Origin of the sequence: Actinomyces sp. oral taxon 175 str. F0384 (assembly GCF_000223355.1) — a bacterium.
GTDB classification, from domain to species: domain Bacteria; phylum Actinomycetota; class Actinomycetes; order Actinomycetales; family Actinomycetaceae; genus Actinomyces; species Actinomyces oris.
In genome coordinates, this window is the sequence record NZ_AFUR01000006.1 from 472,124 (window position 1) to 486,614 (window position 14,491).

Below are 14,491 nucleotides of genomic sequence, written 5' to 3' on the forward strand. Positions count from 1 at the left end.
CAGAGCGTCAGCAGGTCGTCAGCCGCAGATGTCGATGCGCCACAGCGAGGCCGTGCCGCCGGAGTCGACGAGGGTGAAGCCGCTGGAGGTGTCGACCCCGTAGAGGCCGGGTCGGAACTTGCTGAGCCGGTTGCCGTTGAAGACGATGTCCTTGTCGGCGTAGAAGTAGTGGATCCCGTGCCGCTGGAGAAGCTCGCACACGTGGGGGTCGGTGTGAATCCGGTTGAAGTTCTCGCGCAGGTAGATCCCGTCCTGGTCGTCGGCGGCCTGACCGGGGAAGACCCACACGCTGCGCATACCGGTGAGAATGGGGATGTAGCCGGTCCCGGCCACCGGGTCACCGATGACGACGGCGTTGTCCGGCAGCTCGTCGGGCAGGCGGCGGATCATGTCGAGCTCGGCCGTATCCGCGATAAAGCGGGTGTCTCCGTGCACCGGAAGATATCCCTCGCGCACATCGGTGGCCACGGCCCGGCTCCCGATCAGCATGATGGGCAGGCACACGGCCAGGACGGCGACAGCGGCCCCTGCCCTGAGCACCGCAGTGCTCACCGAGGCCAGGCCAATACGTCCGAGGGCTCCGCGCAGCGCGGAGCCGGCCCGCGCTCCCAGCGGGCTGAGCCACGTACGCAGCGCATCCAGGGCGATCACCACGAGCAGCACCGCCAGAACGGCGGTCATCGCCTTGATGCGGTGGGGAACCCGGTAGAACAGGCCGGTGAACGCCGAGAGCACCGGGATGGGGGCGATGGCGGCCAGGATGAGGGACATGCTGAAGATCCAGGCCACCACCAGCTCCCAGTTGCGCCGCCGCCACAGGCAGATCGCCGCGCCCAGGAGGCACAGGGTCGCCAGCGGCATCTCGATCCACTCGATGGCCCAGCCGCCGAAGTAGTTCAGGGTGATGGGGATGAGGAGTTTGGTGGTCAGGTTGCTCCAGTCCAGCTCGGTGTACCTGCCGAAGTGGTGCTGCTGGGGACCGGGCAGCACGACGAAGGCGACGAACGCGACCACCGCCAGGACGGCGCCGATCCACCAAGCCGCGGCCTGAGCGCGCCGCTCGCAGCGCCAGCTCCTGATCCCCGAGTGCACCGCCTGGCACAGGAGGATGCCGAACAGCGGCCACAGGAGCATTGCCGCCGCTGAGGTGTGGATGAGGCAGGACCCGACGAAGAAGGGGATGATGGCGCTCAACGCCATGGCGGCACGCGCCCGTGCGCCCCAAACCGACGTGTTCTGCTCCCGGGCGGCCACCACCATGAGGGTGCGGGCACGGCGCCAGCACTCGATCGACATGGCGATGACGGCCGGGCAGGTGGCCACCGCCATGCAGTAGGGCCACAGCGCCGCACCGTAGGTGAGCCGCCAGGGGAAGACCGGAGCCAGGAGCGAGGCGGCCAGTGCCAGGTAGGGGGCGTGGCGGACCTTGGGCAGCGCGGTACGAGCCAGGTAGACCAGGCCGAGGTACCACACCAGCGCCACGGCCAGCAGCAGGACGTTGTTGGCGATGAGCGTCTCGCGCCAGCTCCACGCTCCCAGGCTGGCGACCTGGTGCCACACGATCGGGTAGAAGCCCGCGTGGCTCGTGAGCCCGAACATGCCGGCGTTCGGGTTGAACATCGAGGCGTAGTCCTCGCGCTCGATGATGGCGACCTGCATGTAGTGGTAGAGGGCGTCACCGCTCTGGGAGACCGCGTTGGGCGGGATCGTGAGAATGACGGGCAGCGCGGTGACGGCCCAGAACACCAGGACCGTCAGGAAGAGCCTGCGCTCGGCGCGTCCGCCGTCGGTGCGCATGGTCATGCCCTCCCGCTGGTCCTCGGGCATGAGGAGGATCCCCGGGTCCCAGCGGTCGATGAGACGCTTCGCCGTGGTGGCGGCAAGGGCCAGGAGCGCGGTCGTCACCATGACGGGGATCCAGCCCCAGGGCTTGCCGACGGCGGCCTGGAAGAGCCCGTCGGCCGTCAGGATGAGGGCGCTGATGGTCGGGGCCAGCGCGACGGGACGGATCCCTCTCATCCCGGCGGCGCGCAGCACGAGCCACCCGACCCCGAAGAGCGCAGACAGAAGCAGGACCGCGGTTGGCAGGGTGTTGAACCAGTCGACCAGGCTGTTGGTCACCAACGTTGCGCCTCACTCACTCGACGTACCTCATGGACCCCTGCACTCTCCTCACTGCTGTCACCGGCCCTGCCGGCGGCCTCCTGCACGACGCGGGCGGCGGACTGCCCCGTGGCACGCAGCGAGCGATGGTCCTCGACCCAGTCGTGGAAGCGCTGCGCCGTGGCGGGCCGCGTACCCGAGGCGATCTCGGCATCGTAGGTGTCCAGCGCCGTGCGCATGGCCTCGGCGACCGCCGCCGCGTCGTGCTCGGCCGCCCATCCCAGGTCGAAGTCGCGCACGTCCGCGGACACCGGCCCGCGACCGGCGAAGAGCACCGGTGTGCCGCATCCCAGGGCGGAGAGGACCTTGGTGGGGTAGGCGAAGTCGTAGCCCTGCCCGGGCTTGATGGACACCAGGGCCGCTGCGGCGCCCCGCTGCCACACGGCGGCCTCGGCCGCGGGCACGGCCGGGTGCATGATGACGGCCGGGGCGCCGTCGGGGCCCGCGGGCAGCTGGGAGGCGGCTTGGGTGATCTCCTGCCAGGCCGTTCCCCGGCCCAGGAAGAGCAGCTGGGCCTTCGGGTGGGTGCGCCGCACCTGGGCCAGGGCGTGGACGAAGACGTCGGCGCCCTGCCACTCCGAGGCCGTTCCGGCGTAGACGAAGTACGGCCCGCTCAGCCCGATCCGCGCACGGTCCGGCTCGGAGGGGGTCGGCCCGTGCGCGTCGAAGACAGCGGTGTCGATCCCGTTGGGCACGACCCGTATCCGCTGTGCCCAGGACTCGTCGTCCGGTGCCGCGTTCACGAGCTCGGCGACGGACTGGGCGACTCCGTCATTGACGGCGATGACCCGAGCCGCCCCGCCGACGGCGAAGGCCTCGAGCTTCTCGACGGCCCGCACGACGATGTCGGCCGCTCCGGTGGAGGCCGCTGCCGCCGACCAGACGTCCGCGGCGTACCACACGTAGGGAATCGCGCGCAGGGCCGCCACGACCCGCACGACCGCACCGGTCGTCGGGGGCGGCTCCACGAGGATCGCCTCCGGCCGACGGGCCACCAGCAGCCTGAGAGCCAGGGGCAGATCGAAGGACAGGTAGGGCACGTAGCCGCGCAGGTAGCCCGAGGAGTCCCGCAGGACCGGCCAGCGCGAGACCTGGACCCCCTCAGGATCGGGCTCACCCTGCGGCGCGTCGGCCGGGGCCCGGCTGGTGAGGACCCGCACCGCCGTCCCGTCGGCCGCGAGCGCCTTCTCCACGCTGTCGAGCCGGAAGGAGGCGGCTGCGGCCTCGGGCAGGTGGATGCGGGTGGCCAGCAGGACGCCGTCGGCTCGACCGGAACGGGCGCACCGACGCGACGTCACCGCCGTCGCCAGCGCGGCCGCGGCGCCGCCGAGGACCAGAGCGCCCAGCGACGCCTTGACGAAGCCCCGTGCGCTCATCGGTTCCCTCCTGCTCGCAGCGTGCGGGCCTGGGCCAGTGCGCCGGCCCGAACCGCCCGCATGTCCTGGGCGACCGTGCGCGCCCGACTGAGCCAGGTGTGCTCCTGGCGGGCCTGCCGGGCCCGGCCGGCGGCCTCGGCGATCTCCTGGGGGTGCTGGAGGAGCCTGCGCAGCAGTCCGGAGAGCACTGCGGCGTCGTAGGGAAGGGTCCAGCCGGCGCCGGCGGCGCCCACGACCTCGGCGGCCAGGGTCCCCTGGGAGGCGATGACCGGTTTGCCGCGTCCGAGGTACTCGTAGAGCTTGACCGGGGAGGCGAACTCCCGATACGGGTCCGGCTCGACGAACAGGACGCACAGGTCGGCGCGCTCGTAGAGGGCGGTGAGCTCCTCCCCGGAACGGTGCACGACCTCGATCCGGCCACCGGCGGCCTCCACCAGGTCGGTGTACTGGTCGCCGGCCGCCTCCCACTGGTCGGGGCGGGTGCAGATGGTCAGGCTGGTGCCGGGCACGTCGACGACGGCGCGCAGGCACTCCTGGAGCCGGTAGTGGCCGCCCAGCCCGCCGATGTAGAGCAGGTGGAGCTCGCCGTCAGGGCGGGAGGAGGGCGCCTCGTCAACGATCTCGCAGCCCGGGGGCAGCGGGGCCATGCGCTCCTCGGGGAACCCGGGAACGTGGGCACCCATACGCATCGAGGGCAGGTAGAGGCGGTCGATGTAGCGCGAGTACCAGGCCAGGTCGTAGCGGTAGACGCAGCCCATGGCCGTGGCCAGCGCGGCCCCGACCCGCTCGCGGTAGTCGGGGAAGGCCCAGTAGATGTCCCGGTAGAACAGGGACGTGGGTACGCCATGCCGGTGCATCAGCCCCATGAGCGCCGGGTCGACGAAGGGGTGGGGCGGGAGGTGGAGCGGCTCGGTCAGCATGGTGGGGATGGTCGCGCACTCGGAGTAGAGGAACTCGATGCGCTCCCCGCCCTGGAGGCGGTCCTTCAGGGCGCGCAGGCGGCGGGCCCTCTCCCGGGCCGAGCCGGTCACGTCCAGCACGGTGTAACCGAGCTCCCGGAAGGCGTCGAGCATGCGCACAGGCCGGATACCGGAAGCCGACGACGCCTCCCGATCCAGGGGGAAAGGGGCGTGGTAGACGATCGCAGCCATACGGTGCCTCGCCTCCTTTAGGGGGTATCTCAGGAACCAGGCGCGGCCGCACCAGGCAGACAGACTCGAGCGCGAATGATAGTACCATCGGCCGATCACAGTTATGACACGACGTCGGCGGTCCGGTACCTCGCGGTGGAGCTCAGCAGCCGGGGGCGGCCTCCGTGGAAGTACCGCCCTTTCAGCGCCGCCCCAACGATGTTCACGACCGTTCGAAAAGGCCTCCGCGTCCTTGACTCCCTGGCGCTCGATGGCACTGGAGCCCGCGCAGTCACGGTAGAGTCTCAACCATGCGTGTCATGTCAGTGGTGGGCGCCCGGCCCCAGTTCGTCAAGCTAGCCCCGATCGACGCCGCTTTCCGCGAGGCCGGTATCGACCATGTGATTGTTCACACCGGGCAGCACTATGACCCGATGCTCTCCGATGTCTTCTTCAGCGACCTGGGGATCTCGGCCCCGGACGTCCACCTCGGGGTCGGCTCGGGGTCGCACGGGGTGCAGACCGGCACGATGCTCGCGGCCATGGACGAGACCATCGAGACCCATCGCCCCGACTGGGTCCTGGTCTACGGGGACACGAACTCCACGCTGGCCGGGGCGCTGTCCGCCGTCAAGCTCCACGTGCCCATCGCCCACCTGGAGGCGGGCCTGCGCTCCTTCAATCGGGCCATGCCCGAGGAGATCAACCGGATCCTGACCGATCACGCCGCCGACCTGCTGCTGGCACCGACCGAGGTGGGGGCCGCCCACCTGGCGGACGAGGGCCTGGCAGAGCGCACCGTCGTCGTGGGCGACGTGATGACCGACATCCTGTTCTCGGTGCGCGACTCCGTCATCGATACCCCCTCCCCCGTCATGACCGAGCTGGACCTGCCCGAGGGCGGCTACTCGCTGGCCACCATCCACCGGGCGGAGAACACCGACGACCCCGAGCGCCTGCGCTCCATCCTGGAGTCGCTGGCGGCGGTCGATCACCCGGTGGTGCTCCTGGCCCACCCGCGCCTGGTGGCCAAGTGCGCCGAGCACGGCATCACCCTGGAGGACTCGGGCAACCTGCGGATGCACCCGCCCCTGGCCTACCCCGAGCTCGTCGCCTCGACCCTGCACGCCCGCGGCGTGGTCACCGACTCCGGCGGCCTGCAGAAGGAGGCCTTCCTCCTGCGGGCGCCGTGCACCACGGTGCGTCCCCAGACCGAGTGGGTCGAGACCGTCAACCTGGGCTGGAACGTCCTGGTCGAGCCCGGTCAGGCCCTGGTCGACGCCGCCTCCCGTACCCGGCCGACCGAGCCCGCCGACGCCGATGCCCACCCCTACGGGGACGGCCACGCCGCGGCCCGAGTGGTCCAGGCCCTCACCGAGCACCTGCCCGGCTGATCGCCCGCACTGGCTCCCTGGGCAGCATCATGCGCGTCACCATCGTCACCACCTGGTTCCCCACGCACCGCTCACCGGGTCTGGGCGTCTTCGTGGCACGCCACGCCGCCTCCATGGCGGCGGCCGGCCATGACATTCGTGTCGTCCACCTCGCCTCGGCCTCCGTCGATGACGGGGTGCGCCGCGACCGGGTGATGGGGCTGCCCGTCGTGCGCCTGCCCATGTCGCTGTCGCGGCCCCACGAGGTGCTCGCGGCCAGGCGGGAGCTGACGGCGCTGACTCGGGACAGCGACGTCGTCCACACCCACGCGGTCTCCACCCTCCTGCCCTACTCCCTGAGTCGGCCCCGTCAGCCGTGGCTCCACACGGAGCACTGGTCGGGGGTCGCCCAGCGCGGCGCCGAGCTCGGCTCCCTGGCGCGGGCGGGGGCTCAGGTGGTCCTGCGCCTGGAGCACCGGCCCGACGTCGTCACCACCGTCTCCGACCAGCTCGCCGCCGACCTGCGGGCCTACCGCCCCGAGGGTGAGATCCTGACGGTCCCCAATGAGGTCACCATGCCTGAGGAGCCGGCGCCGCGCCGCAGCATCGAGCTGGGTCGTGACACGCTGCGGATCGTCGGCATCGGGGGGCTCATCGAGCGCAAGCGCCCGGACCTGGCCGTTGAGGCGGTCGCGGCGCTGGCACAGCAGGGGGTTCCGGCCCGGCTGACCTGGGTGGGTGGCGGGCCTCTGGCCGATCGCTGCACGGATCTCGCGGCCGCCCTGGGCGTCGACCTGGAGCTGACCGGTCAGCTGCCGGGTGATCAGGTGCAGCAGGTCCTGGCCGACAGCGACCTCTTCCTCGTACCCACGCTCGCCGAGACCTTCTTCCTGGGTGCCGCCGAGGCCGTTGCCGCCGGCCGGCCAGTGGTCACCAGTGACCGGGGGGCGCACACCAGCTTCCTGGATCCCTCAGTGAGCGAGATCGTCCCTCAGGACGACCCCGCCGCGTGGGCCAGGGCCGTCGTCGACGTCATGGGACGGTGCACGGACCTCACGGCGCGCGACATCCAGGACACGCTGCCGCGGGCCTTCTCCCCCAGTCAGGTGGCGCATTCCTACGGCCGCGCCTACGAGGCCGCTATCGCCCAGTACTCGAGATCCTACTGATCCTCGGGCGTGCCGGCTGCGTCCCCGGAGTCGTCAGCGGCTTCGTAGTGGCCCTCGTCTGCCTCACTGGCGGGGGGCCTGGCGTCGAAGCGGCGGGCGGCGGCGTCGGCCATGAGGATCTGCACCACCAGGATGAGGCACATGAGGGCGCCCAGGACGTAGGTGGTCGTCAGCAGCGAGTACGGGCTGAACCAGAGCCAGGCCAGGGGGACGGCGGCGTAGACCACCGAGAACATGAGTAGCCAGTCCTGGTTCTCGGTGACGACGAAGAGAGTCGACAGCGGGGAGGTGACCAGGAGGATGAACAGCCAGGGGGTCAGGGCCCTGGCGAAGCTACCGGCCTCGGTCCAGCTGCTGCCGAAGAGCAGGGGGAAGAGCCAGGGCGACACGATGTAGAGCAGGACGAACGGCGCGGTCCCGATGATGAGGACCCGCTTGATGACCTGGCGGACCAGGGGGCGCATCTGTCCGGGACGCAGGGTGGCGAGCTTGTGGAAGAAGACCTGCCCCACGGCGGCGTTGATGAGAGCCAGCGGAACCTCCAGGCAGCGCCAGGCCAGGTTGAACTGCCCCAGGCTGGCCACCGAGTAGGAGCCCACGAGCAGGTTGATGCCGTTGAGCCGCACGGCGTCGACGAAGGCGTTGAGGCCGTTGAGCAGGGGCATGCGCCGGTAGCGGCGGGCCACCTGCCACAGGGTGGGCGCCTCCGGCGGCAGCGGCCGGTGCAAGGGCTTGGCCTTGCGCCCCAGGTTGACGAAGGCCCAGGCCTGCCCGATCGTCTGACCGATCAGCAGGCCTCCGACGCTGACCATCCCCGCCGCCCCCAGGACGAGCTGGCCGAGGGACTGCCCGACCTGCTGCTCGACCCGGTTGATCGAGATCGTCCGGTAGTCCGACTGGCGGTTGTACCAGTACTGGAGGAGCTGGACCGTGGACAGCAGCAGCGTGGTCACGCCCAGCAGCGGCATCCAGACGGCGATATCCGCCCCCCAGTACCGGGTGACCAGCGGCTTGAGGAGGAAGGCCACGACGCTCGAGGCGACCGAGACCACCACGATGCACACCATTCCCAGGCGGGCGCAGGCCAGGGCCCAGGCGTCCTTCTTGGGGAGCATGATCGTCATGTCGTAGCGGAGGGCCGCCACAGCCGTGATGATCGAGACGACCGAGGTGTAGCGCGCCAGCTGGCCGAGGTCCGCGTCGGAGAAGATGCGGGTGAGGATCATCGTCATGCCGAAGACGATGGCCTGGGCGGTGGCCGTGCCGCTGACCAGGGTCAGGACGTGGCGTAGGAACGGGGAGGACTCCATGACCGAGCGGACCCGGGCGAGTACTCCCGCCACGGGGCCGCTCGGTGCGGCTGAGCGGTTCAGAGCGCGACCGTCCGGTTCTCGCTCGCCGAGGTCAGGACCGCCTCGACGACGTCGAGCGTGGCCACGCCCTCGGCCATGGTGACGTGGCGCTGGGCCACGCCTCGCACGGCGTCGCGGAAGTTCTCCTGCTCCAGGGCCAGCGGCTCGCGCTTGGGGATCGCATAGCGGATGACGTCGCCCTCGCTGACGCCCCGGAAGGCGGCGACCTGGTCCCAGGTGGAGGCCACGGTGCCGTTGGCGTGGAAGGTGAGGTCCCCGGTGAGGGTGTCCGCCACGAAGGCGCCCTTCTCGCCGGTGACGATCGTGACGCGCTCCTTGAAGGGGGTGAGCCAGTTGACCTGGTGACTGACGACGATGCCGCCCTCCAGCAGGCCGGTGGCCACCATCATGTCCTCGTTCTGGCGACCGGAGCGGTGCGTGACCTGCGCGGCCACGGAGGTGTAGCGGGCGCCGGCGACCCAGGCGGTCAGGTCGATGTCATGGGTGGCCAGGTCCTTGACGACCCCGACGTCGCTGATGCGGGCCGGGAAGGGGCCCTGGCGGCGGGTGAGGACCTGGTAGACCTCACCGAGCTCACCGGCGTCGAGGCGCTCGCGCAGGGCCCGCAGGGCCGGGTTGCAGCGCTCCACGTAGCCGACGGCGCCCACCAGGCCCCGCTCGGCGAAGGCGGCGGCCACGCGGCGGCCCGCGGCGGCGTCGTGGGCGATGGGCTTCTCCACCATGGTGTGCACGCCCGCCTCGGCCAGGGCCAGGGCGACGTCCTCGTGGTAGACGGTGGGGACGGCCACCATGGCGGCGTCAAGCCCGGCGTCGATGAGGGCGTGGACATCGGGCAGGACCGGCAGCTCGCCGGCCACGCCGAAGCGGTCGCCGCCGGGGTCGGCCACGGCCACGAGCTCCATGCCCTCAGTGGCGCGGATGACCCGGGCGTGGTGGCGCCCCATGGAGCCCAGGCCGATAAGGCCCACGCGCAGCGGGTTGTCCGCCGTGCCCTTGTCGGTGAGGTGGTGGACCTCGGGCAGCGCAGTGGTGGCCTGCCCGTCGAGAGCGACGTTCTCACCCATGTCAGGCACCTGCCTTGACGGTGGCGGCCACGGCCTGGCCGATGCGCTCCAGGTCCGCATCGCTCAGGGAGGGGTGGACCGGCAGGGAGAGGCACTCGCGAGCGGCCTTCTCGGTTCCGGGCAGCTCGAGGCCCTCGGCGTAGTGGGCAAGGGAGGCCAGGCGGTGGTTGGGGATCGGGTAGTAGACGCCGCTGCCGACCTGCCACTCCTCGCGCAGGGCGGCCTGGACGGCGTCGCGCTCGGCGCCCGTGGCGCCCTCGAGGCGGATCGTGTACTGGTGGTAGACGTGCGTGTAACCCTCGGGGACGTGGGGGGTGACGACGCCCTCGACGCCCGCCAGCAGCTCGTTGAGGCGCGCGGCGTTGGCCTGGCGAGCAGCGGTCCAGCCGGCCAGCTTGGTCAGCTGGACGCGGCCGACGGCGGCGGCCACGTCCGTCATGCGGTTGTTGAGGCCCACCAGCTCGTTGGCGTACTGCTGCTCCATGCCCTGGTTGCGGATGAGGCGGCAGCGGCGGGCCAGCTCGGCGTCGGCCGTGGTAATCATGCCGCCCTCAAGGCTGGTCATGTTCTTGGTGGGGTAGAAGGAGAAGGAGCCCCAGGCCCCGAAGGTGCCCACGGGCTTGCCGTCGATGGCGGCGCCGTGCGCCTGGGCGCAGTCCTCGAAGACGGCCAGGCCGTGACGCTCGGCGATGGCGAGGATCTCCGGCATGTTGGCGGGCAGACCGTAGAGGTGGACCACCTCGATGGCCGCCGTGCGCTCAGTGATGGAGGCCTCGACGCTGGCGGGGTCGAGGGTGAAGGTCACCGGGTCGATGTCGGCGAAGACCGGCACGGCACCACTGATGGCCACCGAGTTGCCGGTGGCGGCGAAGGTGAAGGAGGGGACGATGACCTCCGGGGCCCCGCCGGCACGCTCCTGGAGCTCGCTGGCCAGGGTGGCCACGTGCTGGGCCGAGGTGCCGGAGTTGACGGCCACGCAGTGGACGCCATCGACAACCTGGGCGGAGAACTCCTCCTCGAAGGCCTTGACCTGGGGCCCCTGGACGACCATGCCCGAGGCGAGGACGGCGTCGACGGCGTCGCGCTCCTCCTGCCCGATGATCGGCTTGGCTGCTGGGATGAACTCGCGTGACATCAGTGGGTGACCTCTCGGATGGTGGTGGATTCGGAGCTGGACTGCGAGCCGGACCCGGCAGCGGGCTCGGCGTCGAACTGCTCGTACAGGGTCCCGGTGACGGGGCAGCGCCAGCGCGGGGCGCCGTCGGGGCCGGGGTCGGAGGGAGTAAGGGGCTCACCGGCGCGTCCGACCCAGCCGATGCGGCGGGCGGGGACCCCGGCGACCAGGGCGTGGGCGGGAACGTCCTTGGTGACCACGGCGCCGGCGGCCACCGTGGCCCAGGCCCCGATACGCACCGGAGCCACGCACACGGCGCGGGCGCCGATCGACGCGCCCTCCTCGATGGTGACTCCCACGGGCTCCCAGTCGGCGGCGGACTTGAGCGAGCCGTCGGGGTTGACGGCCCGGGGGAAGTGGTCGTTGGTCAGCGTGACCGCCGGGCCGATGAAGACCCCGTTGGCCAGGCGGGCCGGCTCGTAGACGAGGGCGTAGTTCTGCACCTTGCAGTTGTCCCCCATGACGACGCCCTCACCGATGTAGGCGCCGCGCCCCACGATGCAGTCCCGCCCGAGGACGGCGTGCTCACGGACCTGTGCGAGGTGCCAGATGCTGGTGCCCTCTCCGAGCACGGCTTCCTCGGAGACATCTGCGGACGGGGCGATGCGGGTGGCCACGGCGACTCCTGTGCGGGCGGCTCGCACCACCCTGACGATCGAATGAGTCCGGGCAGCCTGGTGGCTGCCGGAAGCCGTGCCGCTCCGGTCGCCGGAGGCGGCGGCGCTGCACGACCGGCCCCATCCTAGGGGACTGCCCCCCCGCGAGACGACATCTCCGGCGCCTCTCCTCTGCGACGCCGCTGGGAAGAGGCGGAGGAAGACGGTCCCGGCAGATGACCTCAGCCCTCCAGGGCCACCAGGCCGTCGACGAACTCCCGGTACTGACGCTGCGCGTCCGACATCCTCGCCCAGGTGGCGTGGGCCTGCGCACTCATGGCTGCGTACTGGGCGTCGCTGAGGTCCATCACGGACTCGACGGCGTCGGCCACCTGCGCGGCGGTGACCTCCACCGGGACGAGCCGGCCGTTCTCGCCGTCGTGGACGATCTCGCCGGTCCCACCGGCGGCGGTGGCCACGACCGGCATACCCGCCGCCTGGGCCTCCATGACGGCCACCGGGACGCCCTCACCGTCGGAGCAGTTGAGGAAGCAGGCGAAGTCGGTGGCGGCATAGAGCTCGCGCACCTCGCGGTTGGTCAGGTGCCCGGTGAAGGTCACCGGGGTCGAGTCGATCAGCTCCTCGGCCCGGGCCCGCATGGCGGCCAGCCGGTCGGCGTCGTTCTCACCGATGTGGGTCCAGGAGACTCGCCGACCGCGTCGCTCCAGCTCGGCGACGGCCTCCACGATGAGGTGGACCCGCTTGTAGGGGGCCATGTGCGAGCAGGAGACCAGCTGGAAGGGCTCGGTGCGGTGACGCTCGTGGCGCGGAGCGGGCGGCACCCCCAGCCGGCGCACCTCGATGTTCCGGGCCTCGGGAAAGCGCCGGTGCAGGAAGGAGGCCGCGTAGTCCGAGATCGGATAGACCCGGTCCACGGCCCGCATGACGAAGGCGCGTGAGGGGATGTAGCCGCGGGGGGCGTCGGCCTCGTCAACGTCGTAGGCGTGCGCTCGCGAGACCACCGTCACCGGGCGCCTTTTCAGCTCCCGACGCCGCAGCATGCCGCCCAGTGCCGCCCCGGTGAAGAACCAGTAGGAGTAGATGGTCAGGTGCCCCGTCCCCTCCAGCCCCAGGCTCGGCAGGAGCCGACGCATTCGTCCGTACGCGCTCAGGGCGATCGCCGCGAAGCGCACATCCATGCCGAAGCGGCCGAAGCTCTTCCACACCGGGGTCTCGACCATGCGCTCGCGGCCCAGCAGAATCTGCGGGGCGCGCAGGAGGGCCTGGAGGCGCCAGTCGGCCAGCCGCGAGGCGGGCAGCAGGGCGCAGCGGGCATTGGCCGGCAGGTCGCGGGTCTGACGGGCCCCCTGGCTCAGGCGCATCGGGACGATGACGACCTCGTCGTATGCGGCGCACAGGGTCTCGATCTCCTGCTCGAGGAACTCCTCCCCCACCTCGTAGGGGAAGGCGTCGGTGAGCAGGAGCAGACTGCGACGGCCCACCGCCCCAGCACCCCTCGGGGACGCGGTCGCCGCATCCGCTCGGCCGGGCGCACTGCCGGTGCCACCGGCACCATGAGCGCCGTCACTCCCCTCCCGGCTGGAACCCGGAGGGACATCGGCGGACGGGGCGATGCTGGTGGCCACGGCGACTCCTGTGCGGACGGCTCGCACCGCCCTGACGATCGAATGAGTCCGGGCAGCCTGGTGGCTGCCGGAAGCCGTGCCGCTCCGGTCGCCGGAGGCGGCGGGCACTGCACGACCGGGCCCATCCTAGGGGACCCACCCCCGCCAGACGCCGCCCGGGCACGCCCCGAAGGAGACCTACCCCACCAAGGCCGACCGCCCCCGCCTCCCGCAAGAGGGCTGGCGCCCTCTGTTCGCGTGCAAGAATGCGGTGGTGACTACCTCCACCGCATCGCAGACCGGGGAGCCCACCCCGGCGCTCCCGGTCACCGACACCTGGCTCGTCATTCCCCTGTACAACGAGGCGACCGTCGTGCGCGAGGTCATCTCCCAGGCCCGCACAGTCTTCCCCCATGTCGTTGTCGTCGACGACGGCTCCAAGGACGCCTCTGCCCGGGAGGCCGCCGCCGCGGGGGCCGTGGTCGTGCGCCACCCGATCAACCTCGGCCAGGGCGCAGCGCTGCAGACGGGCTTCTCCTACGTGCTGGAGAAGACCAATGCCGACTACGTCGTCACCTTCGATGCCGACGGCCAGCACTCCACCGCGGACGCCGCCGCCATGGTGGCCGCGGCGCGAGCCGAGAATCTCGCCGTCGTCCTCGGCTCGCGCTTCCTCGAGGGCCCCTCCCCGGTGGGGTGGCTCAAGCGGATCGTCCTGCGCACGGCGGCGGCCGTCAGCTCGCACACCTCCGGCATGCGCCTGACCGACGCCCACAACGGCCTGCGGGTGCTCCGCCGCGACGTCCTGGCGCAGCTCGACCTCAGGCAGAACCGGATGGCGCACGCCAGCGAGATCATTCGCCAGATCGGCGCCACCGGCATGCCCTGGCGCGAGTTCCCGGTGCACATCGTCTATACCGACTACTCCCGCGCCAAGGGCCAGTCCCTGTGGAACTCGGTCAACATCCTGGTCGACCTGCTCTTCTCCTGAGCCCGCACGGAAGGCACAGCCCATGATTCATCAGTTCGCCACCCGGGTCACGCCGATCACGAACCACCAGTTCTACATCCAGGCCGCCCTGATCCTGGCCGTGATCGCCGTCGGCTGGATGATGCTGCGCACCCCCGGCGGGGCCCGCCACATGGCCGCCCGTAGACTGGTCACCCTGGCCTTCGTGGCCTTCGCCGTCTTCAACATCACCTTCCCCTGGGTGATGAGCTCGATCGCGCACCGGATGGGAGTCGGGCGAGGCACTGACTTCCTGCTCTACGCCCTGGTCATCGCCTTCCTGGCGCAGATCCTCTCCTCCTTCAGGCGCAACAGCGCCAGGGAGCGGCAGATCACTCACCTGGCTCGCCGCATCGCCCTGGACAACGCCCCCGAGCCCCCTGCCGGCGCGCGGCTCACCGCTGAGACCGACGACTGACCCCGAGGCTCCCGGAGAGCA

The 14,491-nt window shown here is 71.1% G+C and carries 12 protein-coding genes; 4 read left to right on the top strand and 8 right to left on the bottom strand.

Annotated elements, in window-relative coordinates:
* Window positions 1-18 precede the first annotated feature (18 nt).
* The 3 genes from HMPREF9058_RS10530 to HMPREF9058_RS10540 are packed head-to-tail and all read right to left on the bottom strand — an operon-like array spanning window position 19 to window position 4,690.
* Window positions 19-2,121: a DUF6541 family protein gene (locus HMPREF9058_RS10530; RefSeq protein ID WP_009407240.1), complete on the bottom strand. Its 2,103-nt coding sequence runs from the start codon at window positions 2,119-2,121 to the stop codon at window positions 19-21.
* Entirely contained in the window at window positions 2,118-3,539 is a 1,422-nt protein-coding gene (locus HMPREF9058_RS10535) for a glycosyltransferase (protein WP_009407351.1), read from the bottom strand. Before HMPREF9058_RS10535 ends, HMPREF9058_RS10530 begins: the two co-directional genes overlap by 4 nt.
* Window positions 3,536-4,690 (bottom strand): glycosyltransferase, encoded by a 1,155-nt coding sequence (locus tag HMPREF9058_RS10540; protein ID WP_009407018.1) that lies wholly within the window; start codon window positions 4,688-4,690, stop codon window positions 3,536-3,538. The genes HMPREF9058_RS10535 and HMPREF9058_RS10540 overlap by 4 nt, the downstream gene beginning before the upstream one ends.
* 290 nt (window positions 4,691-4,980) lie before the next feature.
* Here HMPREF9058_RS10540 and wecB point away from each other — a divergent pair, with 290 nt between their 5' ends.
* Together wecB and HMPREF9058_RS10550 are read left to right on the top strand one after the other, a co-directional pair.
* Window positions 4,981-6,063: a non-hydrolyzing UDP-N-acetylglucosamine 2-epimerase gene (gene wecB / locus HMPREF9058_RS10545; RefSeq protein WP_009407130.1), complete on the top strand. Its 1,083-nt coding sequence runs from the start codon at window positions 4,981-4,983 to the stop codon at window positions 6,061-6,063.
* Between the two features lie 29 nt (window positions 6,064-6,092).
* Complete coding sequence (locus tag HMPREF9058_RS10550; RefSeq protein ID WP_009747774.1) at window positions 6,093-7,211, top strand: glycosyltransferase family 4 protein; 1,119 nt, start codon at window positions 6,093-6,095, stop codon at window positions 7,209-7,211.
* Here HMPREF9058_RS10550 and HMPREF9058_RS10555 read toward each other — a convergent pair.
* The 5 genes from HMPREF9058_RS10555 to HMPREF9058_RS10575 form a co-directional block, all read right to left on the bottom strand.
* Window positions 7,205-8,554, bottom strand: coding sequence for a lipopolysaccharide biosynthesis protein (locus HMPREF9058_RS10555; RefSeq protein WP_009747940.1), 1,350 nt, complete (start codon window positions 8,552-8,554; stop codon window positions 7,205-7,207). The genes HMPREF9058_RS10550 and HMPREF9058_RS10555 overlap by 7 nt on opposite strands.
* Before the next feature lie 26 nt (window positions 8,555-8,580).
* Window positions 8,581-9,648: a Gfo/Idh/MocA family protein gene (locus HMPREF9058_RS10560; RefSeq protein ID WP_009407429.1), complete on the bottom strand. Its 1,068-nt coding sequence runs from the start codon at window positions 9,646-9,648 to the stop codon at window positions 8,581-8,583.
* Between the two features lies 1 nt (window position 9,649).
* Entirely contained in the window at window positions 9,650-10,783 is a 1,134-nt protein-coding gene (locus tag HMPREF9058_RS10565) for a DegT/DnrJ/EryC1/StrS aminotransferase family protein (RefSeq protein ID WP_009747834.1), read from the bottom strand.
* Window positions 10,783-11,439 carry an acyltransferase gene (locus HMPREF9058_RS10570; RefSeq protein WP_043538173.1) on the bottom strand — a complete coding sequence of 219 codons (657 nt, stop codon included), beginning with the start codon at window positions 11,437-11,439 and terminating at the stop codon, window positions 10,783-10,785. Before HMPREF9058_RS10570 ends, HMPREF9058_RS10565 begins: the two co-directional genes overlap by 1 nt.
* A 221-nt stretch (window positions 11,440-11,660) precedes the next feature.
* Window positions 11,661-13,064, bottom strand: coding sequence for a glycosyltransferase (locus HMPREF9058_RS10575; protein WP_009747787.1), 1,404 nt, complete (start codon window positions 13,062-13,064; stop codon window positions 11,661-11,663).
* 253 nt (window positions 13,065-13,317) lie between these two features.
* Between HMPREF9058_RS10575 and HMPREF9058_RS10580 the strand changes: the two genes are divergently transcribed.
* Together HMPREF9058_RS10580 and HMPREF9058_RS10585 are read left to right on the top strand one after the other, a co-directional pair.
* Entirely contained in the window at window positions 13,318-14,034 is a 717-nt protein-coding gene (locus tag HMPREF9058_RS10580; RefSeq protein ID WP_009747848.1) for a glycosyltransferase family 2 protein, read from the top strand.
* Window positions 14,035-14,056: 22 nt separating this feature from the next.
* A complete protein-coding gene (locus HMPREF9058_RS10585) occupies window positions 14,057-14,470 on the top strand; it encodes a DUF2304 domain-containing protein (protein WP_003787089.1) in 414 nt (137 codons plus the stop codon).
* Window positions 14,471-14,491: the final 21 nt, after the last annotated feature.

Bases quoted from the DNA above. Each gene is read 5' to 3' on its own strand.
- HMPREF9058_RS10550 (WP_009747774.1), top strand. From the start codon at position 6,093: ATGCGCGTCACCATCGTCACCACCTGGTTCCCCACGCACCGCTCACCG.
- HMPREF9058_RS10585 (WP_003787089.1), top strand. From the start codon at position 14,057: ATGATTCATCAGTTCGCCACCCGGGTCACGCCGATCACGAACCACCAG.
- HMPREF9058_RS10565 (WP_009747834.1), bottom strand. From the start codon at position 10,783: ATGTCACGCGAGTTCATCCCAGCAGCCAAGCCGATCATCGGGCAGGAG.
- HMPREF9058_RS10535 (WP_009407351.1), bottom strand. From the start codon at position 3,539: ATGAGCGCACGGGGCTTCGTCAAGGCGTCGCTGGGCGCTCTGGTCCTC.
- HMPREF9058_RS10560 (WP_009407429.1), bottom strand. From the start codon at position 9,648: ATGGGTGAGAACGTCGCTCTCGACGGGCAGGCCACCACTGCGCTGCCC.
- HMPREF9058_RS10540 (WP_009407018.1), bottom strand. From the start codon at position 4,690: ATGGCTGCGATCGTCTACCACGCCCCTTTCCCCCTGGATCGGGAGGCG.
- wecB (WP_009407130.1), top strand. From the start codon at position 4,981: ATGCGTGTCATGTCAGTGGTGGGCGCCCGGCCCCAGTTCGTCAAGCTA.